This window comes from Rhodococcus opacus (assembly GCF_012396235.1).
GTDB lineage: Bacteria > Actinomycetota > Actinomycetes > Mycobacteriales > Mycobacteriaceae > Rhodococcus_F > Rhodococcus_F opacus.
The window spans coordinates 320,557-340,898 of sequence record NZ_JAAXPA010000002.1; the positions used below are offsets into that span (position 1 = coordinate 320,557).

The following is a 20,342-nucleotide window of genomic DNA, read 5'->3' on the forward strand; positions in this document are numbered from 1 at the left end:
TCCGCGATCAGCTGTGGTACGGCTCCGCGCTGACGAGCGTCACCTTCATGCTGCTGCCGTTGGGCAGCGTGTATTCGCGGGTTTCGCCGACCTTCGCCTCGAGCAGTGCGCCACCCAGCGGGGAGTTGGGGGAGTAGACCTCGAGCTTGTTGTCGCGTGCACCCTCTTCGCGGGTGGCGATCAGGAACGTCTCCGTGTCCTTCTCGTCGCCGTCGTAGTACACCTTCACCACGGAACCGGGCAGTGCGACACCGGACTGGGTGGGCGCTTCGCCGACCTTCGCGCTGTTCAGGAGTTCCTGAAGCTGGCGGATGCGTGCCTCCTGCTGACCCTGCTCTTCGCGGGCCGCGTGGTAGCCACCGTTCTCCTTCAGATCGCCCTCTTCGCGACGCTCGTTGATCTCGGCGGCGATGACCGGACGATTGGCAATGAGCTGGTCGAGTTCGCTCTTGAGCCTGTCATGTGACTCCTGGGTCAGCCAGGTCACCTGGGTCTCGGTCATCTCGATCACTCCCTCGTAGTTGGAGCCGCCGGGCTCCCTCGACAGACCACTGCAACAGCAGTGATCAACGGCTCGGCAAAATTCGACGGCCGAGGCCGTTCGATTTCCGCCTTGCCGCCAATGCAGCAATACACGGTTCCAAACCGGAACCGTGTACCAGGCGATTCTAGCACGATCGGGGAGCGCAAACCCCGAATAACCCGAACGGTCGCTCGGGTGCGCTGGTGTCAGCCGCCGGTCAGATAGGCGGGAACGTCCAGGCTGCAGCCGTAGATGTCGCCCATCGCGGGCGGGCGCGACGTGTAGACGGGGGCGGTGACTTTCACCGTCTGGTCTTCGCCGCCGGCGATGTAGACCTCGCGACGGCCGGTCTCGGAACCGTCCTTGGAGCGGGAGCGGACGATGCAGACCGCCGCCTGGGACGGGTCCTCGCGGGTGACGGTGAACGTGATGTCCAGCTGCGATTCACTCACCAGATCGAACGACGTGGCCTCACTGTCGATCTCGGAGACGGCAAACTTGTCGTAGGCGACGAACGCCACGATCACACCGACGACCAGGACCGCCGCGGACAGCGCCCACACGAGCCAGCGCTTCGGGCGCGCAGGCTTTGCCGCGGCTGTGTATCGGCCCGGGGGAAGCGTTCTCGTCATCTCTCAACTCTCGTACCGCTCCGGTTCCACGTAACTTGCAGCACTCGAGCGGGGGCACGGCTGCAAGCGGAACTCTCGGGTGGAACTATAGAGGACGTGCGTCAGTGCGCCGTCAGCGATGGCGGAGGGCGAGAGCGCGCGACACGGACAAGCCGGCAACGGCTACTGGCGAAGTTGAGGTGAACGAATACGTGAGCGGATTCCGGCTCATGGCCGTCCATGCCCATCCCGACGACGAGTCGAGCAAGGGTGCCGCGACAACGGCCCGTTACGCCGCAGAGGGCAACGAAGTGAAGGTCGTGACGTTGACCGGTGGTGAACGTGGCGACATCCTCAACCCCGCGATGGACGTGCCCGGGGTGCGGGACCGCATCCACGAGGTACGCATCGAGGAGATGGCCGAGGCGGCGCGCATCCTCGGAGTCCAGCACCAGTGGCTGGGATTCGTCGACTCGGGTCTGCCCGAGGGTGACCCGAAGCCGCCGCTGCCGGAGGGCTGCTTCGCGCTCGTTCCGCTCGAGGAGTCGACCGAGGCGCTGGTGCGCGTGATCCGCGAGTTCCGTCCGCACGTCATGACCACGTACGACGAGAACGGCGGCTACCCGCACCCCGATCACATCCGGTGCCACGAGGTGTCGATGGCCGCGTACGAGGCCGCTGCCGACCCGGAGCGGTTCCCCGACGCCGGGGAACCGTGGAAGGTGCAGAAGGTCTACTACTCGCACGGCTTCATCCGGAAGCGTCTCCTGCAGTTCCAGGAGGAGTACGACCGCCGCGGCGAAGAGTTCCCGATGGCCGAGTGGCTCAAGAAGTGGAAGACCGAGCAGGGCGACCTGATGGCACGCGTCACCACCCAGATCACGTGCGGCGACTATTTCCCTCAGCGTGACGACGCGTTGCGTGCCCACGCGACCCAGATCGACCCGAACGGCTCGTTCTTCGCGGTTCCGCTCGAGATCCAGCAGAAGATCTGGCCGACCGAGGAATTCGAGCTCGCCAAGACCCGCGTCACCACCTCCATCCCGGAGAACGACCTGTTCGCGGGCATCCACGAGGACGGACAGCAGTGAATGCGTTGACGGTGAGCATCGTGGCCGGCGCGGCGGACGTCCTGGCGCAGACGCCGAGCACCCCGTCCGGTCCCGAGTTCGGCAAGGCGTCGCCCATCGGCCTCGTCGTCATTCTCGCGCTGCTCGCGGGCGTGGTGCTGCTGGTGCGGTCGATGAACAAGAAGCTCAAGAACCTGCCCGAGACGTTCGAGCCGGAGCACCCCGAACCGGACCAGGAAGCGGACGAGGGCACCGACCGCGGCGCGATCCACGGTGGCGGGCCGAGCAGCACCGAACCGCCGAAGCCGACGGACACCCCGCCGAACCTGCAGAAGTAGTCGAACAGGAGCCGGACATGGACCCACGCGCACAGAACACACTCGGTGGGTCCACCAGCCCCTATCTGCGACAGCACGCCGGCAACCCCGTGCACTGGCAGCAGTGGGGTCCGGAGGCGACCGAGTGGGCGCGCGAGCGGGACGTCCCGATCCTGTTGTCGATCGGATACTCGGCGTGCCACTGGTGCCACGTGATGGCCCACGAGTCCTTCGAGGACGAGGCGGTGGCGTCGCTGATGAACGAGCACTTCGTGTGCGTCAAGGTCGACCGCGAGGAGCGTCCGGACCTCGATGCCGTGTACATGAACGCCACGGTCGCGATGACCGGTCAGGGTGGCTGGCCGATGACGTGCTTCCTCACTCCCGACGGCGCCCCGTTCTACTGCGGCACCTACTACCCGTCCGAGCCGCGCGGCGGGATGCCGTCGTTCACGCAACTGCTGAGCGCCATCGCCGACACGTGGCGGGACCGCCGCGGTGACGTCGACGACGCGGCCGCCTCGGTGGTCGCCGAGTTGCGGCGGGGAGCCGGCGGCATTCCCGAGGGCGAGGTCCGGGTGGACGCGGCCCTGCTGGACGCGGCTGCCGCAGCCGTGCTGCGGGACGAGGACGCCGACCGCGGCGGGTTCGGAGGAGCCCCCAAGTTCCCGCCGTCCGCGCTGATGGAAGGCCTGCTGCGCACGTACGAGCGGTCCGGTGACGACGACGTGCTCGGTGTTGTGGGGCGGACGGCGTCGGCGATGGCGCGCGGCGGCATCTACGACCAGCTCGGCGGCGGTTTCGCCCGGTATTCGGTCGACGCCGCGTGGGTGGTGCCGCACTTCGAGAAGATGCTCTACGACAACGCCCAGCTGCTGCGCGTGTACGCGCACCTGGGCCGGCGCACGGGCGCGGACCTGGCCGTCCGGGTCACCGAGGAGACGGTCGAGTTCCTGCTGCGCGATCTGCGCACCGACAACGGGTCGTTCGCGTCCGCCCTCGACGCCGACACCGAGGGCGTCGAGGGACTGACGTACGTGTGGACCCCCGGGCAGCTCGTCGAGGTTCTCGGCCCCGAGGACGGGGAGTGGGCGGCCCGGGTGTTCGCGGTGACCGCGGACGGGACGTTCGAGGCCGGCACGTCCGTCCTGCAACTTCCGCGCGATCCGGACGACTGGGACCGCTGGCGCCGGATCCGGGGCACGCTGCTCGCCCAGCGTGCGACGCGGTCGCAGCCGGGACGCGACGACAAGGTGGTCACCGCCTGGAACGGTCTCACGATCACCGCGCTCGCCGAGGCCGGTGCCGGACTCGGCAGGCCGGAGTGGGTGGCCGCGGCCGCCGATTGCGCGCGTGCGGTGCTGGGCTTGCACTTCGTCGACGGGCGTCTGCGGAGGGCGTCGCTGGGAACGTCCGTGGGCGAATCGGCCGGGGTGCTCGAGGACTACGCCTGCCTGGCGACGGGCCTTCTCGCGTTGTATCAGGCGACCGGCGACAACGAGTGGCTGACACACGCGCGGGCGCTGCTGGACCGCGCCCTGATCCATTTCGCCGACGACGAGCGGCCGGGCAGCTGGTTCGACACCGCCGACGACGCCGAGACCCTGGTGACCCGTCCCCGCGACCCGGTTGACGGTGCGACGCCGTCCGGAGCGTCGTGCCTGGTCGAGGCACTGGTCACGGCGGCCGCGGTGGCCGACGCGGACGCGTCGGGACGGTACGCGAGCGCGGCCGCCGAATCGCTCGACCGGGTGGCACTGCTTCTGGAGCGCGCGCCGCGATCGGCCGGGCACTGGCTCGCGGTGGCCGAGGCGTCGGTGCGCGGCCCGATCCAGGTGGCCGTGGCGACCGACGGGGATTCCGTCCTGCTTCGGGAGGCGCGCAGACTCGCTCCCGGGGGTGCCGTCGTGGTCGGCGGCGCACCGGACTCGTCACCGCTGCTCGCCGACCGGCCGCTGGTCGGCGGCGCGTCCGCGGCGTACGTGTGCCGCGGGTTCGTGTGCGACCGCCCGGTGTCGACGATCGAGGACCTGGGTGCCGCGTTGAGCCGGTAGTCCGGCCTACCGGAACACCACCAGCCACACGGCGATGTAGTGGCACAGGGCCGCGATGACGGTGGCGGCGTGGAAGAACTCGTGATGCCCGAACGTGGTCGGCCACGGGTTGGGCCACTTGGTGGCGTAGAGGATCGCGCCGACCGAGTAGAGGATGCCGCCGATCAGCAGCAGCACCATCGGTAGGACGCCGACCTCGTGTGTCAGTTCGGGTGCGACGGGAACGATGGCCCAGCCGAGCAGCAGATAGAGCGGTACCCCGACCCAGCGCGGTGCCGTCGGCCACAGCATTTTCAGTGCGACCCCGGCGAGCGCCCCCGCCCACACGACGATCAGCAGGGTCCGGCCCGTGTCGGGCGGAAGCCCCAGCACCGCGAACGGGGTGTAGCTGCCGGCGATGAACAGGAAGATCATCGAATGGTCCGCGCGCTTCATCCACGTGCGGGCCTTGACGGTGTTCCAGTGGATCCGGTGGTAGGTGGCGCTGACCCCGAACACGCCGCACACCGTGAGGCTGTAGACGGCGGTGGCGAGCGCCGCTTCCCCGGACACCTGGGTGCCCGACAGTGTGACGAGGACGATGCCGGCGATCACGGAGACGCCGAACGCCCACAGGTGGATCCACCCTCGCAGTCGGGGCTTGACGGGCAGTTCGTCGAGGCCGAAAGCGGTCACTGAACACCTCTTCTCGCTGTGTGTGGCACTAACCTACGCAACCGTAGGTTAGCTCGTGGTGAGAGCGTACCCGTCGGTAGCGGCAAGTCGTGCGCTGTGTGACGGCCGTCGCGGATCACCTTCGGATGCGGCGTACTCTTGCGTGTCATGGTGATCTCCAGGTGAGTGCGCGAGGACTGCTGTACAGCATCTACGAGCGTCGTCTACTGAAGCGGCTCGACGGTCTACAGCACCCTCGGCACATTGCCGTGATGTGCGACGGCAACCGGCGGTGGGCCCGCGAAAACGGCTTCGAGGACGTCAGCCACGGCCACCGCATGGGCGCCCTGAAGATCTCCGAGCTGCTCGGCTGGTGCGACGCCGCGGGCATCGAGATGGCGACCATCTACCTGCTGTCCACCGAGAACCTGCGCCGCGACCCCGGGGAACTCGACACCCTGCTCGAGATCATCACGGACGTCGTCGAGGAGATCTCCGGCCCCGACAAGAACTGGAGCGTCAAGATCGTCGGCGCCCTCGACCTCCTGCCCTCCGAACAGTCCCGCCGTCTGCGCGACGCGGCCGCCGGGACCGAGGGGCGCACCGGCACCCACGTCAACGTCGCGATCGGCTACGGCGGTCGCCAGGAGATCGCCGACGCCGTGCAGTCGCTGCTGAGCGAGAAACTCCTCGCGGGACTGTCGGGGGACGAACTGGTGAAATCGATCACAGTCGACGGCATCGACGGTCACCTCTACACGTCCGGCCAGCCCGACCCCGACCTCGTGATCCGCACGTCGGGGGAGCAGCGGCTGTCGGGGTTCCTGCTGTGGCAGAGTGCCTACTCCGAGATCTGGTTCACCGAGGCGTACTGGCCCGAGTTCCGCCGGGTCGACTTCCTCCGCGCGCTCCGCGACTATGCCGCCCGGCACCGCCGCTTCGGCGTCTGACGTGAGTGGCGAAGCGTGCCGGAACACACTTCGCCACTCACCTACAGCTTCCGCAGCCGCAGCCGGTTGATCGAATGATTGGCGTCCTTGCGCAGCACGAGCGTGGCACGCGGACGCGTCGGCAGGATGTTCTCGACGAGGTTGGGCCGGTTGATGTTGTGCCAGATCTCCTGGGCGGCAGCCGTCGCGTCCCGGTCGGACAGTCCGGCGTAGTGGTGGAAGTGTGCGTCGGGGTCGGAGAACGACGTCTTCCGCAGCGCGAGAAAACGCTGGATGTACCAGTTCTCGATGTCCTCGATGCGGGCGTCGACGTAGATCGAGAAGTCGAACAGGTCCGACACCATCAGCCGGGGACCGGTCTGCAGCACGTTGAGACCCTCGATGATGAGGATGTCCGGCTGCCGGATCAGGTGGTACTGGCCCGGGATGATGTCGTACGAGATGTGTGAATACACCGGCGCGGCCACTTCTTCGGCCCCCGACTTCACCTCGGTGACGAACCGCAGCAGCTTGCGGCGGTCGTAACTTTCGGGAAAGCCCTTGCGGTGCATGATCCCGCGGCGGTTCAGCTCGGCCGTCTGATACAGGAAGCCGTCCGTCGTCACCAGGTCGACGCGCGGGTGGTGCTCCCACCGCGCGAGGAGGGCCTGGAGGACACGGGCGGTGGTGGACTTGCCGACCGCCACACTGCCGGCGACGCCGATCACGAACGGCACCTGCTGGTCGGGGTGCTTCTCGCCGAGGAACGTCGCGGTCGCGGCGAACAGTCGCTGACGTGCCGCGACCTGCAGGTGGATGAGACGCGACAGCGGCAGGTACACCTCCGCGACCTCTTCGAGGTCGATCTGCTCGCCGAGGCCCCGCAGTCCGTACAGCTCTTCCTCGGTCAGGACGAGTGGCGTCGACTTACGCAGTGTGCGCCACTGCTTCCGGTCGAATTCGACGTACGGACTGGACTCGCTCGTCCGCGCCATCAGTTCCGCTCACACTCGGGTACACGGGGGAGTGAGCGGTCCATGCCCAGAATCTCTGCCGTCGTCGTTGCGCTGGCGAGTAGCGGTTGCATAGTCGGATTGTGCTTGGTGCCACAGGCTGCGCTGTCGGCGGGTCGGGCAGACGCGTGTGCGACTAAGGTCGGACGGCATGGAATCCGTTTCGTTCGTACGTGAATACTTGCTGCTCGGGCTGGGTTTCGACCGGCTGGAGGAAGGATTCGTCGACGCGTATACCGGCGATCCCGCGCTGCGCAGGCAGGTGGAGAACGCGCCGAAGCCCGATCCGCGCGTTCTCGCGCGCACGGCGGCGAACCTCCGCGCGGAATTGCCGTCGGCGGGACTGTCCGAGGAGCGGACCCGGTTCCTCGACGTCCATCTCCGCGCCCTCGAATGCTCAGCGCGCAAGTTCGCGGGCGACGACGTCGGCTTCGTCGACGAGGTCGAGGCGTACTTCGACGTCCGGATCGAACGGGGCGACGAGGAGCAGTACCGGGAGGCGCACCGGAAGATGGACGCCGTGCTGCCCGGAACGGGGCCGCTCGCCGAACGCATCCAGGCCCACCGCGCGAAGGACGAGATCCCCGCGGACCGGTTGCAGGAATGTGTCGACGCCTTCTCGAGCGCTCTGCGCGATCTCGTGCGCGGGCATTACGCACTGCCCGACTCGGAAGTCGTCGAGTACGAGGTCGTGGGCGACAAGCCGTGGTCGGGGTTCAACTACTACCTCGGCGACTACCGTTCCCGGGTCGCGATCAACTCCGACCTCAAGCAGCACATGTCGAACCTGCCGCGGCTGATCGCGCACGAGTCGTACCCCGGCCACCACACCGAGCACTGCCGCAAGGAAGCCGGACTGGTCGGCGCTGGACAGCTCGAGCAGACGTTGTTCGTCGTCAACACCCCGCAGTGCCTGATGGCCGAGGGGCTCGCGGACCTCGCGCTCGAATCGATCGTCGGGTCGGACTGGGGGCTGTGGGCGCAGGAAATCTACGCCGACCTGGGCCTGCGATTCGACGGTGAGCAGGCGCAACGTCTGTCCGGGGCGTCCGGGCAGCTGCTCGGTGTGCGGCAGGATGCGGCGATGATGCTGCACGACGAGGGCCGCAGCCACGACGACGTCGCGGCGTTCCTGCAGCGGTGGAGCCTGTCGACTCCCGAGCGGGCCCGGCAGTCGCTGCGGTTCCTGTCGTCGCCGTTGTGGCGGGCGTACACCAGCACCTACGTGGAGGGATACCGACTGCTCGGTGGCTGGCTGGGCGAGGTGCCGGTCGGCGCGGAGCGGTCGGAGCGGTTCCGCCGGCTGCTCGACGAGCCGCTCGTGCCCAGCGTCCTGCGCGCCGGTGAGGGGTACCTCACCGCGGGCGGTTAGGAAGTCCTCACGGGTACTTCGTAGACTGGGAGCATTCGTTTCCGCATCCAGCTTGGAGATCCCTCGATGACCGCTGTGCCCGGTACCGACGTCAACACGGCCCCCCTCGCCGAACTCGACCCCGAAGTCGCCCAGGCCATGGCAGGTGAGCTGGCCCGTCAGCGCGACACGCTGGAGATGATCGCCTCGGAGAACTTCGTTCCGCGCGCGGTCCTCCAGGCCCAGGGCAGCGTCCTCACCAACAAGTACGCCGAGGGATACCCGGGACGCCGCTACTACGGCGGCTGCGAGCACGTCGACGTCATCGAGGATCTCGCCCGCACCCGCGCCAAGGAACTGTTCGGCGCCGACTTCGCGAACGTTCAGCCGCACTCCGGCGCACAGGCCAACGCGGCGGTCCTGATGGCCCTGATGAACCCGGGTGAGAAGCTCCTCGGCCTCGACCTGGCGCACGGCGGCCACCTCACGCACGGCATGAAGCTGAACTTCTCCGGCAAGCTGTACGACGTCGAGTCGTACGGGGTCAGCAAGGAGGACCACCGCATCGACATGGACGAGGTCCGCAAGATCGCGGTCGCCGCGCAGCCGAAGGTCATCGTCGCCGGTTGGTCCGCGTACCCGCGTCACGAGGACTTCGCCGCGTTCCGGTCGATCGCCGACGAGGTCGGCGCGTACCTGTGGGTCGACATGGCGCACTTCGCGGGCCTGGTCGCTGCCGGGCTGCACCCGTCGCCCGTGCCGTACGCCGACGTCGTGTCCAGCACGGTCCACAAGACGCTCGGCGGGCCGCGCTCCGGCCTGATCCTCGCCAAGCAGGAGTGGGCGAAGAAGCTCAACTCCGCCGTCTTCCCCGGCCAGCAGGGCGGGCCGCTGATGCACGCCATCGCCGCCAAGGCCGTCTCCCTGAAGATCGCGGGCACCGAGGAGTTCAAGGACCGTCAGCAGCGCACCCTGACCGGCGCGAAGATCCTCGCCGAGCGTCTGACCGGCGCCGATGTCGTCGACAAGGGTGTCAGCGTCCTCACCGGCGGCACCGACGTGCACCTCGTGCTCGTCGACCTGCGCAACTCGCAGCTCGACGGCCAGCAGGGTGAGGACCTTCTCCACGAGGTCGGCATCACCGTCAACCGCAACGCGGTGCCGTTCGACCCCCGCCCGCCGATGGTCACGTCCGGCCTCCGGATCGGCACGGCGGCGCTCGCGTCGCGTGGATTCGGGGACGAGCAGTTCACCGAGGTCGCCGACATCATCGGCACCGCACTCGCCGGATCGTCCGACGTCGAGACGCTGAAGTCCCGCGTGTCGAAGCTTGCCGCCGACTTCCCGCTGTACGAGGGTCTCGAGGACTGGCGCCTGATCTAGGCGGCTCCGCCGCCCGTGCGTGGCCTGCGAGTGCAGGGACTCGTTAACCACGCACGGGCGCCGCAGGCGCCTCCACGTAACTTGATGTTCACCGACACGCCCGCCGCTCGCACGGCCGTCCGGCGTGTTTGGCAGTACCGTCGGGGGTAACAGGCAGCGGGGAAGTTGCTTGTACGGGAGGTCCTGATCGTGGCTGACACACTCAGTGCGAGGGGGCCGGCGCCCGGCCCTCGTGTGGTGACACACCAGGGACGGACCGGTCCAGCGAACCGAGTTTGCGTGGGTGCCACGCAGACCTAGGAGCCAACGTGACTGCTTCACGCTCCGTCTCAGCCCGCGTCGGACGTTCGTCCGCCGCCCCCAGGAAATCGTCGGATTCTGCAGTTCGTACATTCGTACTCGATACCTCCGTACTGCTGTCCGACCCCTGGGCCGTCACCAGGTTCGCCGAGCACCGTGTGGTGCTTCCCCTCGTCGTGATCAGCGAGCTCGAAGGGAAGCGGCACCACCACGAGTTGGGATGGTTCGCAAGAGAATCGCTGCGCATGCTCGACGACCTCCGTCTGGAATACGGTCGTCTCGACCAGCCGGTGCCGATCGGCACCGAGGGTGGCACCTTGCAGGTCGAGTTGAACCACACCGACCCGTCGGTTCTTCCGGTCGGATTCCGCACGGACAGCAACGATTCGAGGATCCTGGCCTGCGCACTGAACCTCGAGGCCGAGGGCGGTGACGTCGTCCTGGTCAGCAAGGACATCCCGCTGCGAGTGAAGGCCGGTGCGGTGGGTCTTCCCGCCGACGAGTACCACGCCCACGACGTCGTTCCGTCGGGTTGGACGGGTATGACCGAACTGGACGTGGCGTCCTCGTCGATCGACGAACTGTTCTCCGAGGGTGTCGTCGATCTGGAGGAGGCCCGGGAGCTTCCGTGTCACACGGGTATTCGGCTGCTGGGCGGTTCGTCGAGCGCGCTGGGCCGCGTGAACGCCGACAAGCGGGTGCAGCTGGTGCGGGGGGAGCGTGAGGCATTCGGTCTGCACGGACGTTCGGCCGAGCAGCGGATCGCCCTGGACATCCTGCTGGACGACAGTGTGGGCATCGTGTCGCTGGGCGGCAAGGCGGGCACCGGCAAGTCGGCGCTGGCGTTGACGGCGGGGCTGGAGGCGGTGCTCGAGCGCCGCACCCAGCGGAAAGTCGTTGTCTTCCGGCCGCTCTACGCGGTGGGCGGGCAGGAGCTCGGCTACCTGCCGGGTAGTGAGAGCGAGAAGATGGGCCCGTGGGCCCAGGCGGTCTTCGACACACTCGACGGCCTCGCCAGCACCGAGGTGATGGACGAGGTGATCAGCCGCGGCATGCTGGAAGTGTTGCCACTCACGCATATTCGCGGACGGTCACTGCACGATTCGTTCGTGATCGTGGACGAGGCGCAGTCGCTGGAACGCAATGTGCTGCTCACGGTGCTTTCCCGGCTCGGCACCGGCTCCCGGGTGATCCTGACTCACGACGTCGCTCAGCGCGACAACCTGAGGGTCGGACGTCACGACGGGGTGGCCGCGGTGATCGAGAAGCTCAAGGGGCATCCGCTGTTCGCCCACATCACGTTGACGCGCAGTGAGCGTTCGCCGATCGCGGCGCTCGTGACGGAGATGCTGGAGGAGTTCGGGCCGACGCCGTAGGCGCCTGCCGCGCAGCGTGATCCGCCCGATGGCACCACGGTCCGACCGGACCGAGGTGACATCGGGCGGAAACGTCAGAAGGCGCGCAAAATGCCTTTGAGCGTGCCCCACAGAAAGTCCCGGCTGCTGAAGTAGTCGCGCCAGACGGCGATCTTGCCGTCCTTCATCTCGAACGTGCCGCACACCCAGAACTCGCTGCGCAGCCGCTTGTAGATCAGGACGTCGGTGCGTTCGGTCAGAACGGCCGTCCCGTCGCCGGCGATGTGGTGCAGGCGCACATCGAATCCGACACCGGGGCGGCTCATTCCGCGCAGTACCCGCATGACGGAGCCGAGGCCGCGGATCTTGGGCAGGGACACGTTGTGCCACACGATGTCCTGGTGCAGATACTGTTGCGCGGCGTCCGGGTCGCCGGCGACGAGCGCGTCCAGGAAGGCCCGGACCACCTGGACATCTGCCGTGTCCGTTCGAGTGGTTCCCGTCGGTTCGTGCGAGTTCGTGCTCATGGTCTTCTTCCCGTCGAAGTGTCGGCTCAGCGGACGAATGTCCCCCGGCCTTCCGTGTCGTAGTACTCGAGTGTGACGTTGTTGCCGGCGAACGTGGCCTTCGAGATGGTTCCGGGTGGGGCGTTCTCACCGCTGGGTATGAAGGTGAAGGTCTCGCCGTCCCAGTGGGTGAGTGGGAAGGTCTGCCCGGCGGGCCCGAGTTGGAGCGACAGCGCGCCGTTGCTCTCCGTGACGACGGCGGGACCCCAATACGGGTTGCCGTAGGTGCCCGCGTAGGTGGGGAGCGGCTGCGGTGGTGCCGGGTTCGCGGGGGCCGTCTGGCCGACGAGACTGCCCTCGGGCTCGTCCATCGGCGCGATGGCCTGCCGGTACAACGACCTCCAGTCCTCGCGGATCTCCCCGAACTGGACGAGGTCGGCGAACTCGGCGGTGAGGGACTCGGGAATGCCGATGGGCGACCCGTTGGTCAGCGCGACGATGGCGACGTCGGCGGACGGTATCGCGACGAAGTTCGTCGCCACCCCGAGCTGGAATCCACCGGAGTGGCTGAGGGAGACCCGCCCTGCCGGGGTGGTCGAGACGTTGAACCCATAACCGTAGGACCCCGGACGGCTGTCCATCGACCGTGGTGGGCTGGACACCATCTGAGGACTGACCGCGGGGAGCAGTGATTCGGGGGACACGATCTCCTTGCCCTCGAACGTGCCGTCGGCCAACAGCATCGCCAGCCATTTGCCCATGTCGTTGACGGACGAGCTCACTCCGCCCGCGGGGGACTGGGCGTCGGGATTGCGTACCGCATCGGCGACGTACTTGCCGTCGACGAGTTGGTGCGCGACGGCGCGGTCGTCGCGGGCCTGATAGTCAGCGAATCGCGAACTCGTGGAGGACATCCCCAGCGGCTGGTAGATCGTCTGCTCGGAGAGCGTCGCCCAATCCGTCCCCGACGCCGCCGCGACGGCCTCCGCCGCCGCGGTGAGGCCGAAGTTGGTGTACTCGTAGGTGATCCGGAACGGGTTCAGCGGCTCGAGCCGGAGCTTGTCGAGCACCTGCTGCTGGTTGAAACCCAGGTCCTCGAGCAGATCGCCGGCGTGATCGGGCAACCCCGACCGGTGCGAGTACAGATCGCCCACCGTGACGTGCTCGGTGACCCACGGGTCGGCGAGGGCGAAACCGGGTGACTTGGACACCACGGGAGTGTCCCAGCCGATGACGCCGGCATCGACCTGATGGGCAACCACCGTCGACCCCACCGGTTTCGACATCGACGCCAGCTGAAACACGGTGTCGGCGTCCACCTTCTGATCGGTGCCGGCCTCGCGCACCCCGAATCCCTTCGCGTACACGGTCTGCCCACCGTGGACGACGGCGACCGCCATGCCCGGCAGACGGGAACTGTCCATCAACTCGGTCGCCAGTTCGTCGAGACGGCCCACGGCGTCGTCGATCTGACCATCGGGTATATCGACGCCCGCGACCGTCCCCGGGTTCGGCGGCTGGGAGGACTCCGAGGTGGGGTTCGCGCCGGACGTCTCGGAACCGGAGTCGTCTGCGTCGGAGCCGCAACCCGTCACGAGTGACCCGCCGAGCGCGAGAGCCGACAGAAGTATCGTCAGGTTCCGATGTCTGCGCATGGGTGATCCTCTGCTCGGGCCCGGGGTAACCGTGGACTGCCAGCCTAACGACTTCAAGCCCATGACCAGGATGTTTTCGTCACAACGCCGCCGTTGTTCCCGTCGAATTCACCGGTGGTCGACCCGGTGCCCCGGCGCGGACGCTACGGTGTGCGGATGCCGATTGAAAAGAATGACTCGCAGCTGCTCAGTGAGCTGGCCCCGGTGGTGGACGAAAACCTCACACGTCACATCGCCGAGGCGGACGGCTGGCAGCCGCACGATCTGGTCCCGTGGGACCAGGGCAAGAACTTCGCGTTCATGGGTGGAACGGATTGGTCGGCAGATCAGTCGACGCTGAGCGACGTCGAGGCGCTCGCACTGACCGTGGGTGTGCTGGTGGCGGACAATGTGCCCGCGTACCACCGGGAGATCGCCAAGCACCTCGCCCAGGTGGGCCCGTGGTGGCGCTGGGTGGGCCGCTGGACCGCGGAGGAGAACCGGCACTCCATCGTGCTCCGGAACTACCTGATGGTGACGCGCGCCGTCGACCCCGTCGCCCTCGAGCGCGCCCGGATGGACGAGATGGTCCGCGGTTACGCGATGCCGCCGATGCATTTGATCGAGATGCTCGCGAACTCCGCGTTCGAGGAGAAGGCCGCGGCGGTGCGTCATCACAACACGGCGGCACTCGGCGAGGACCCGCTGGTGGCCGTGATCGCCGAGCGGCTGGCCGCGGACGACGAACTGCAGTCGCTGTTCTACCGAAACATCGTCGAGGCCGCGTTCGAGCTGGTACCCGACCAGACGATGCGCGCGATCGCGTCGCGGATCGCCGCATTCGACGTGCCGAGCGTGGCACTGCCCGGCGGAACCGACAGCACCGCCGTGCTCGCCGAGGCCGGTATCTACGACCCCGCACAGCAGGGGGAGAAGGTGTTCGCTCCGCTGCTCCGCTCGTGGAACATCGCCGACCGCACCGATCTCGGCTCGGAGGGCGAGAAGGCCCGCGACGAGCTGTCCGCGCTGCTGTAGGACTTCTGCGCGAGAGGGCCCGCACTCGATCGAGTGCGGGCCCTCTCCGTCGGCAGGGTCAGTCCTTCACCTTCGCCATCGCCAGCACGTCGAGACGCTTGTCGAGTTCTTCCTCGCTCAGCTTGTCGCCGATCAGACCACGGTCGACGACGGTCTCGCGGATGGTCTTCTTCTCCTTCAGCGCCTGCTTGGCGACAGCAGCGGCCTCCTCGTACCCGATCGCGGAGTTCAGTGGCGTCACGATGGACGGCGACGACTCCGCGAGCGTCTTGAGGTGCTCGATGTTCGCGACGAGCCCCACGACACACCGGTCGGCGAACAGTCGCGTGACGTTGGCCAGCAACGTCAACGACTCGAGCAGGTTCCGCGCCATCATCGGGATGTAGACGTTGAGTTCGAACGCGCCGGCGGCGCCGCCCCAGGCGACCGCGGCATCGTTGCCGACCACCTGGGCAGCGACCTGGGTGGCAGCCTCCGGGAGCACCGGATTGACCTTGCCGGGCATGATCGAACTGCCGGGCTGCAGGTCGGGGAGACGGATCTCGCCGAGACCGGTGAGCGGCCCCGATCCCATCCAGCGGATGTCGTTGGCGATCTTGGTCAGGGACACCGCGATGGTGCGCAGCGCGCCGGACGCCTCCACCAGGCCGTCACGCGCCGCCTGCGCCTCGAAACTGTTCTTCGCCGGTGTGAGGGCATCGACGCCCGTCGCCTTCACCAGTTCGGCGACGACCTTCGGGCCGAATCCGTCGGGGGCATTGAGTCCCGTTCCGACCGCGGTGCCGCCGATGGGCAGCTCACCGAGCCGGGGAAGGCAGGCCACGACCCGCTCCATCCCCGCCTCCATCTGGCGGGCGTAACCGCCGAACTCCTGGCCGAGGGTCACCGGGACGGCGTCCATGAGGTGGGTGCGGCCCGACTTCACGACGTGCTTCCACTCGGTGGACTTGTCGAGCAGGGCCAGGCGCAGGTGGTCGAGGGCGGGGAGGAGGTCCTTCACCGCGGACTCGGTGGCCGCGACATGCGTCGCGGTGGGAAAAGTGTCGTTGGACGACTGCGACATGTTGACATCGTCGTTGGGGTGGACGACCACACCGTTCGCCGCGGCGATCGACGCGATCACCTCGTTGGCGTTCATGTTGGAACTGGTGCCCGAGCCCGTCTGGAAGACGTCGATGGGGAATTGATCGTCGTGCTTGCCCTCGGCGATCTCGCCCGCCGCGGCGATAATGGCGTCCGCCTTCTCGGCGTCGAGGAGGCCGAGGTCCTTGTTGACCTGCGCGCAGGCCGCTTTCAGCAGACCCATTGCACGTATCTGGGTGCGCTCGAGACCTCGACCGCTGATCGGGAAGTTCTCGACGGCGCGCTGAGTTTGCGCGCGCCACAGGGCATCCACGGGCACCCGCACCTCGCCCATGGTGTCGTGTTCGATCCGGTACTGCTGCTCGTTGCTCTCGGTCATGCGTCAAACATGCCACTTCTGAGCGCGTCGTGGGGGCGCTCCCCGTGCGCCTTTCCGGTAGCTCTGGCTACCGGAAAGGCGCACGGGCAGCGGAGCTGCCTAGAACGTCGGCGGAATGGCGCCGTCCTCGCCCGTGAAGTCCACGGACGAGTACTCGCGCAACTTCTCGAGACGGTGGTACGCGTCGATCATGCGGACGGTGCCCGACTTCGACCGCATCACGATCGACTGGGTCGAGGCGCCGCCACCGTAGTAGCGGACACCGCGGAGCAGGTCGCCGTCCGTGACACCGGTGGCGCAGAAGAAGACGTTCTCACCGGACACGAGATCTTCGGTGGAGAGCACACGGTCCAGGTCGTGGCCTGCGTCGATGGCCTTCTGGCGCTCGGCATCGTCGGTCGGGGCCAGCCGGCCCTGCAGCGAACCACCCATACAGCGCATGGCGGCGGCGGCGATGATGCCCTCGGGCGTTCCACCGGTGCCGATCAGGATGTCGGTGCCCGACTCCGGACGTGCGGCGGCGATCGCACCCGCGACGTCGCCGTCGGAGATGAGACGGATCCGGGCGCCGGTGTCCCGGACCTCCTGGATGAGCCTGGCGTGCCGCGGACGGTCGAGGATGCAGACCGTCACGTCGGAGGGGGACGCCTTGCGGACTTTCGCGACGCGCTTGATGTTCTCGGCGACGGGCGCTGTGATGTCGATGACATCGGCGGCGTCGGGGCCGACGGCGATCTTCTCCATGTAGAACACGGCAGACGGGTCGAACATCGCGCCGCGCTCGGCGACCGCGAGCACGGCGATCGCGTTGGGCATGCCCTTCGCCATCAAGGTGGTCCCGTCGACCGGGTCGACGGCGAAGTCGCAGTCGGGTCCGTCGCCGTTGCCGACCTCTTCGCCGTTGAACAGCATCGGAGCTTCGTCCTTCTCGCCCTCGCCGATGACGACGACGCCGCGCATCGAGACCGAGCTCACGAGCTGGCGCATGGCGTCGACGGCGGCTCCGTCGCCGCCCTCCTTGTCGCCACGGCCGACCCAGCGACCGGCAGCCATCGCACCAGCCTCGGTGACTCGGACCAATTCCAGAGCAAGATTTCGGTCCGGGGCCTCGCGGCGACTCGAAGTGGTGCTAGCCGTCATGGGCAGTGCCTCCTGGTGCAGTCACGGTCGACGTTGTACGTCGACGCTGTGTCGGTGGCCGTCGGCCGCCGAGTGTCGAGTGGATCTCGCTGCTGATTCTCCCAGAAAGAAGTGTGACGTGCGCTGCTGGGGCGCGAATCATGGGACCGAGAATCGTTGTTCCGGGACCGACCCTGGATACTGGTGGGCGTGGCATCTGATAAACCCCGCATCCTGCACAACAACCGCGACATGGTGTGGTCGCTCGTACCCCTTGTCCTGTTCTGCGTACTGATCGCGGGTATCGCCAGCCAGTGCACGTTCAGCCCGGGCGGGCCCACCAGTGGTCCGATTCCCAGCTTCGACGTCGATGCGGCGCTGAAGTACGACGCGCAGGACCTTCCGTTCCCGGTGCGTAAGCCGGAGACACCGGAGGGCTGGACGCCCAACTCGGGCAGCCGCAGCATCGTCAGCGGCGACGGCGGTGGCGATTCGAGCACCGTCGGCTTCATCACCGAGGCAGGCCGCTACATCCAGCTGACGCAGAGCAATGCCGTCGAGACGGTGCTCGTGCCGTTCGTCGCGGGTGGTCCGCGTACGGCGACGGGAACCGAGGACGTCGCAGGTCACAGCTGGATCGTGTACGGCGGGGAGGGCGTCGAGCCGATCTGGGTCTCCGACTTCGGCGACGTCCGGCTCCTCGTGACGGGCAGTGCGTCACCCGAGGCGTTCGAGCAGCTCACCACCGCGGCGGCCGACGCCCCGATCCTCGCCGCCTGACTACCGGGGGCGTGTCAGCCCTCGTCGTCGGCGTGGGCGAGCGCCGTCTCGACGCGCTTGCGGGCCCCGGCGAGGTGCTCCTCGCAGCGTGTGGCCAGGGCCTCGCCACGCTCCCACAGCGCGAGTGACGCGTCGAGGTCGAGGCCGCCCTGCTCGAGCACCTTGACCACGTCGACGAGTTCGTCGCGCGCCGCCTCGTAGCCGAGCTCCGCGATGTCGGTGTCGTTTCCGGTGGGCTTGCTCATGTCCTACTTGTCCTTTCCCATCACCGCGGCACGGATTGCGCCGTCGGCGACTCGAACGCGAATCTGGGTGCCCGGTGGGGCGTCGTCGACCGAACGCAGTACCTCGGGATCGCCGTCGGGCACGATGCGCTGAACCACGGAGTAGCCGCGGGCCAAGGTCGCGGCGGGGCCGAGGGTCGTCAGCCGTGCACGAAGGTGCTCGATCGTGGTGCTCTCCGCGGCGATCGCCCGGCTGATGTCGCGTCGCCCGGCCTCCCGCAGTCGCTCGACCTCGTCCGACCGGTGGTCGAGCGCGCGCAGCGGATCGGCAAGCACCGGCCGGCTCCGCAGCTGGGCGATCAGGTGCGACTCGCGCTGCACCCAGTTGCGCAGCGCAGCCGCGCTCCGCGACCGCAGTTCGCCGACCAGCGCCTGCTCGGCGACGGCGTCCGGTACGACCCGCTTGGCGGCGTCCGTCGGTGTCGCGGCCCGCAGGTCGGCGACGTGATCGCTGAGCGGACTGTCCGGCTCGTGACCGATGGCGCTGACCACCGGAGTTCGGCAGGCGACGATCGCGCGGCACAGCGTCTCGTCGGAGAACGGCAGCAGATCCTCCACACTGCCGCCGCCGCGCGCGAGGATGATCACGTCGACGTGCGGGTCGGCGTCCAGTTCCTTCAACGCGTCGAGGATCTGCGGAACGGCGGTCGCGCCCTGCACCGGGGTGTTACGCACCTCGAAGCGCACGGCGGGCCAGCGGCGCTGCGCCACACTGAGGACGTCGTGCTCCGCGGCGCTGGCGCGACCGGTGATCAACCCGATGGTGCCCGGCAGGAACGGCAGCGGACGCTTCAGCCGAGGGTCGAACAGGCCCTCCGCCGCGAGCAGCGCACGCAGCCGCTCGATCCGGGCGAGGAGTTCACCGATCCCGATCGCGCGGATCTCCGTCACCCGCAGCGAGACCGACCCGCGGCCGGTGTAGAACGACAACTTGCCGAACATCACCACCCGGCTGCCCTCGGTGAGCGGGACGGGGGAGTTCTGCAACAGCTGTGGGGAGCAGGTCACCGACAACGACATGTCGACGGACGGATCCCGCAGCACCAGAAATGCGGTCCGGGTTCCCGGACGCGCGTTGATCTGGGTGATCTGTCCCTCGACCCAAACACTCCCGAGCCGGTCGATCCACTGTGCGACCTTGGCCGACACGGTGCGGACCGGCCACGGCTGCTCGGCGGTACTCGGTCCGGTACTGGCTGCGCGGGGCTGTGCGGAGGTCACTTGGCCTTGGCGGAGGTGATGCGGTTGGTCAGCATGGTCTGGAACGGTGCGCGTGCCAGGGTCGCGTTCTCGTAGTCCAGCAGCGTCGTGAGGTCCTCGACGGACAGGCTGCGCAGGCGCGCCCGCAGCTGGGCGAGCGTCAGCGTGCCGTAGTCGAGTACGACGGCGATCTCGGGTTCGGCCACCGTCGGGGCGGAGGTCGCGGCCTTCTTGCTCACCGACTTCACGGAGGCGGCGCCGTTGGTGGCGGCGGGAGCAGCCTTCGGGGTCGAGACCTTCTCGGGGGTGCTCTCGTCCTGCGGACTCAGCGAGTACAGGGCGAACCGCCCAGGCCCGGCCGACCGCTCGTCGGTCCCGCCGTCGACGGCGGGATCCGGATCGGTGTCCTCGTCGAAGACGGCCCAGACCGGCTGCTCCTCGTCGTGGGTCCAGTTGATCAGTGCGAAAGCCTGGTCGCCCTTGATGGCCAGCGCCGTCATGGACTGCTGAACACGCATCGTGGTCTGCAGCACCTGACTGACCGCGGTCATGGGCAGGGTCGCCGCGGTGGTCGGCAGTTTCCTGGCCTCTTCGACGGCCGTCACGGCGATTCCAGCGGCGACACGCGCCACGAACGGGGGACGAATCATTCCCACAGCCTGCCTGACAGCGGCACGTTTGGGTAGCCGACGTGCCCACAGCGTCGACGACTTCGGTGCGACGATGCGCACACTACCCCGCCGAGGCCCCGCGAAAGTGTCG

General features: G+C 68.0%; 20 protein-coding genes. 9 read left to right on the forward strand and 11 right to left on the reverse strand.

Annotated elements, in window-relative coordinates:
- Positions 1–7: 7 nt before the first annotated feature.
- Positions 8–502, reverse strand: a complete 495-nt coding sequence (gene greA / locus HGB39_RS03480) for a transcription elongation factor GreA (RefSeq protein WP_005238978.1) — start codon at positions 500–502, stop codon at positions 8–10.
- Positions 503–729: 227 nt separating this feature from the next.
- Entirely contained in the window at positions 730–1,155 is a 426-nt protein-coding gene (locus tag HGB39_RS03485; RefSeq protein WP_037202953.1) for a DUF4307 domain-containing protein, read from the reverse strand.
- Positions 1,156–1,346: 191 nt separating this feature from the next.
- Between HGB39_RS03485 and mca the strand changes: the two genes are divergently transcribed.
- Genes mca through HGB39_RS03500 form a run of 3 tightly spaced genes read left to right on the forward strand, consistent with a single transcriptional unit; the run spans position 1,347 to position 4,575 of the window.
- Positions 1,347–2,225 (forward strand): mycothiol conjugate amidase Mca, encoded by an 879-nt coding sequence (mca, locus tag HGB39_RS03490; protein ID WP_005253721.1) that lies wholly within the window; start codon positions 1,347–1,349, stop codon positions 2,223–2,225.
- Positions 2,222–2,542, forward strand: a complete 321-nt coding sequence (locus HGB39_RS03495) for a hypothetical protein (protein ID WP_005253720.1) — start codon at positions 2,222–2,224, stop codon at positions 2,540–2,542. The genes mca and HGB39_RS03495 overlap by 4 nt, the downstream gene beginning before the upstream one ends.
- 17 nt (positions 2,543–2,559) lie before the next feature.
- The gene (locus HGB39_RS03500) at positions 2,560–4,575 is read left to right on the forward strand and encodes a thioredoxin domain-containing protein (RefSeq protein ID WP_064079893.1); all 2,016 of its coding nucleotides are present in this window, start codon (positions 2,560–2,562) and stop codon (positions 4,573–4,575) included.
- Positions 4,576–4,581: 6 nt separating this feature from the next.
- Here HGB39_RS03500 and trhA read toward each other — a convergent pair whose 3' ends face one another.
- The gene (gene trhA / locus HGB39_RS03505) at positions 4,582–5,250 is read right to left on the reverse strand and encodes a PAQR family membrane homeostasis protein TrhA (RefSeq protein ID WP_005572246.1); all 669 of its coding nucleotides are present in this window, start codon (positions 5,248–5,250) and stop codon (positions 4,582–4,584) included.
- Between the two features lie 161 nt (positions 5,251–5,411).
- Here trhA and HGB39_RS03510 point away from each other — a divergent pair, with 161 nt between their 5' ends.
- Positions 5,412–6,179: an isoprenyl transferase gene (locus tag HGB39_RS03510; RefSeq protein ID WP_005572244.1), complete on the forward strand. Its 768-nt coding sequence runs from the start codon at positions 5,412–5,414 to the stop codon at positions 6,177–6,179.
- A 41-nt stretch (positions 6,180–6,220) separates the two neighbouring features.
- Here the strand turns inward: HGB39_RS03510 and coaA are convergent, their stop codons facing one another.
- Entirely contained in the window at positions 6,221–7,153 is a 933-nt protein-coding gene (coaA, locus tag HGB39_RS03515; RefSeq protein WP_005253716.1) for a type I pantothenate kinase, read from the reverse strand.
- A 169-nt stretch (positions 7,154–7,322) separates the two neighbouring features.
- Here coaA and HGB39_RS03520 point away from each other — a divergent pair, with 169 nt between their 5' ends.
- The 3 genes from HGB39_RS03520 (at position 7,323) to phoH2 (ending at position 11,581) form a co-directional block, all read left to right on the forward strand.
- Complete coding sequence (locus HGB39_RS03520; protein ID WP_064079892.1) at positions 7,323–8,543, forward strand: hypothetical protein; 1,221 nt, start codon at positions 7,323–7,325, stop codon at positions 8,541–8,543.
- 66 nt (positions 8,544–8,609) lie between these two features.
- Positions 8,610–9,905 (forward strand): serine hydroxymethyltransferase, encoded by a 1,296-nt coding sequence (gene glyA / locus HGB39_RS03525; RefSeq protein WP_005253714.1) that lies wholly within the window; start codon positions 8,610–8,612, stop codon positions 9,903–9,905.
- A 308-nt stretch (positions 9,906–10,213) separates the two neighbouring features.
- Positions 10,214–11,581, forward strand: coding sequence for an RNA 5'-3' helicase PhoH2 (gene phoH2 / locus HGB39_RS03530; RefSeq protein ID WP_025432159.1), 1,368 nt, complete (start codon positions 10,214–10,216; stop codon positions 11,579–11,581).
- Between the two features lie 74 nt (positions 11,582–11,655).
- On the opposite strand, the gene HGB39_RS03535 is transcribed toward phoH2, so the two are convergent.
- Positions 11,656–12,087: a limonene-1,2-epoxide hydrolase family protein gene (locus tag HGB39_RS03535; protein WP_005560420.1), complete on the reverse strand. Its 432-nt coding sequence runs from the start codon at positions 12,085–12,087 to the stop codon at positions 11,656–11,658.
- A 26-nt stretch (positions 12,088–12,113) separates the two neighbouring features.
- A complete protein-coding gene (locus HGB39_RS03540; protein ID WP_005560422.1) occupies positions 12,114–13,721 on the reverse strand; it encodes a serine hydrolase in 1,608 nt (535 codons plus the stop codon).
- 156 nt (positions 13,722–13,877) lie between these two features.
- Between HGB39_RS03540 and HGB39_RS03545 the strand changes: the two genes are divergently transcribed.
- Positions 13,878–14,735, forward strand: coding sequence for an acyl-ACP desaturase (locus tag HGB39_RS03545; RefSeq protein WP_037202965.1), 858 nt, complete (start codon positions 13,878–13,880; stop codon positions 14,733–14,735).
- A gap of 58 nt (positions 14,736–14,793) precedes the next feature.
- Here the strand turns inward: HGB39_RS03545 and HGB39_RS03550 are convergent, their stop codons facing one another.
- Together HGB39_RS03550 and glpX are read right to left on the reverse strand one after the other, a co-directional pair.
- Positions 14,794–16,197, reverse strand: a complete 1,404-nt coding sequence (locus tag HGB39_RS03550) for a class II fumarate hydratase (protein WP_005560424.1) — start codon at positions 16,195–16,197, stop codon at positions 14,794–14,796.
- A gap of 99 nt (positions 16,198–16,296) precedes the next feature.
- Positions 16,297–17,337 carry a class II fructose-bisphosphatase gene (glpX, locus tag HGB39_RS03555; protein ID WP_043791864.1) on the reverse strand — a complete coding sequence of 347 codons (1,041 nt, stop codon included), beginning with the start codon at positions 17,335–17,337 and terminating at the stop codon, positions 16,297–16,299.
- 189 nt (positions 17,338–17,526) lie between these two features.
- Here glpX and HGB39_RS03560 point away from each other — a divergent pair, with 189 nt between their 5' ends.
- Positions 17,527–18,096, forward strand: coding sequence for a DUF4245 domain-containing protein (locus HGB39_RS03560; RefSeq protein ID WP_009479114.1), 570 nt, complete (start codon positions 17,527–17,529; stop codon positions 18,094–18,096).
- Between the two features lie 14 nt (positions 18,097–18,110).
- On the opposite strand, the gene HGB39_RS03565 is transcribed toward HGB39_RS03560, so the two are convergent.
- Genes HGB39_RS03565 through HGB39_RS03575 form a run of 3 tightly spaced genes read right to left on the reverse strand, consistent with a single transcriptional unit; the run spans position 18,111 to position 20,230 of the window.
- Positions 18,111–18,341, reverse strand: coding sequence for an exodeoxyribonuclease VII small subunit (locus tag HGB39_RS03565; RefSeq protein ID WP_005570450.1), 231 nt, complete (start codon positions 18,339–18,341; stop codon positions 18,111–18,113).
- A gap of 3 nt (positions 18,342–18,344) precedes the next feature.
- Positions 18,345–19,601 carry an exodeoxyribonuclease VII large subunit gene (gene xseA / locus HGB39_RS03570; RefSeq protein ID WP_005239001.1) on the reverse strand — a complete coding sequence of 419 codons (1,257 nt, stop codon included), beginning with the start codon at positions 19,599–19,601 and terminating at the stop codon, positions 18,345–18,347.
- Positions 19,598–20,230: a lipid droplet-associated protein gene (locus tag HGB39_RS03575; protein WP_043786833.1), complete on the reverse strand. Its 633-nt coding sequence runs from the start codon at positions 20,228–20,230 to the stop codon at positions 19,598–19,600. Before HGB39_RS03575 ends, xseA begins: the two co-directional genes overlap by 4 nt.
- Positions 20,231–20,342: the final 112 nt, after the last annotated feature.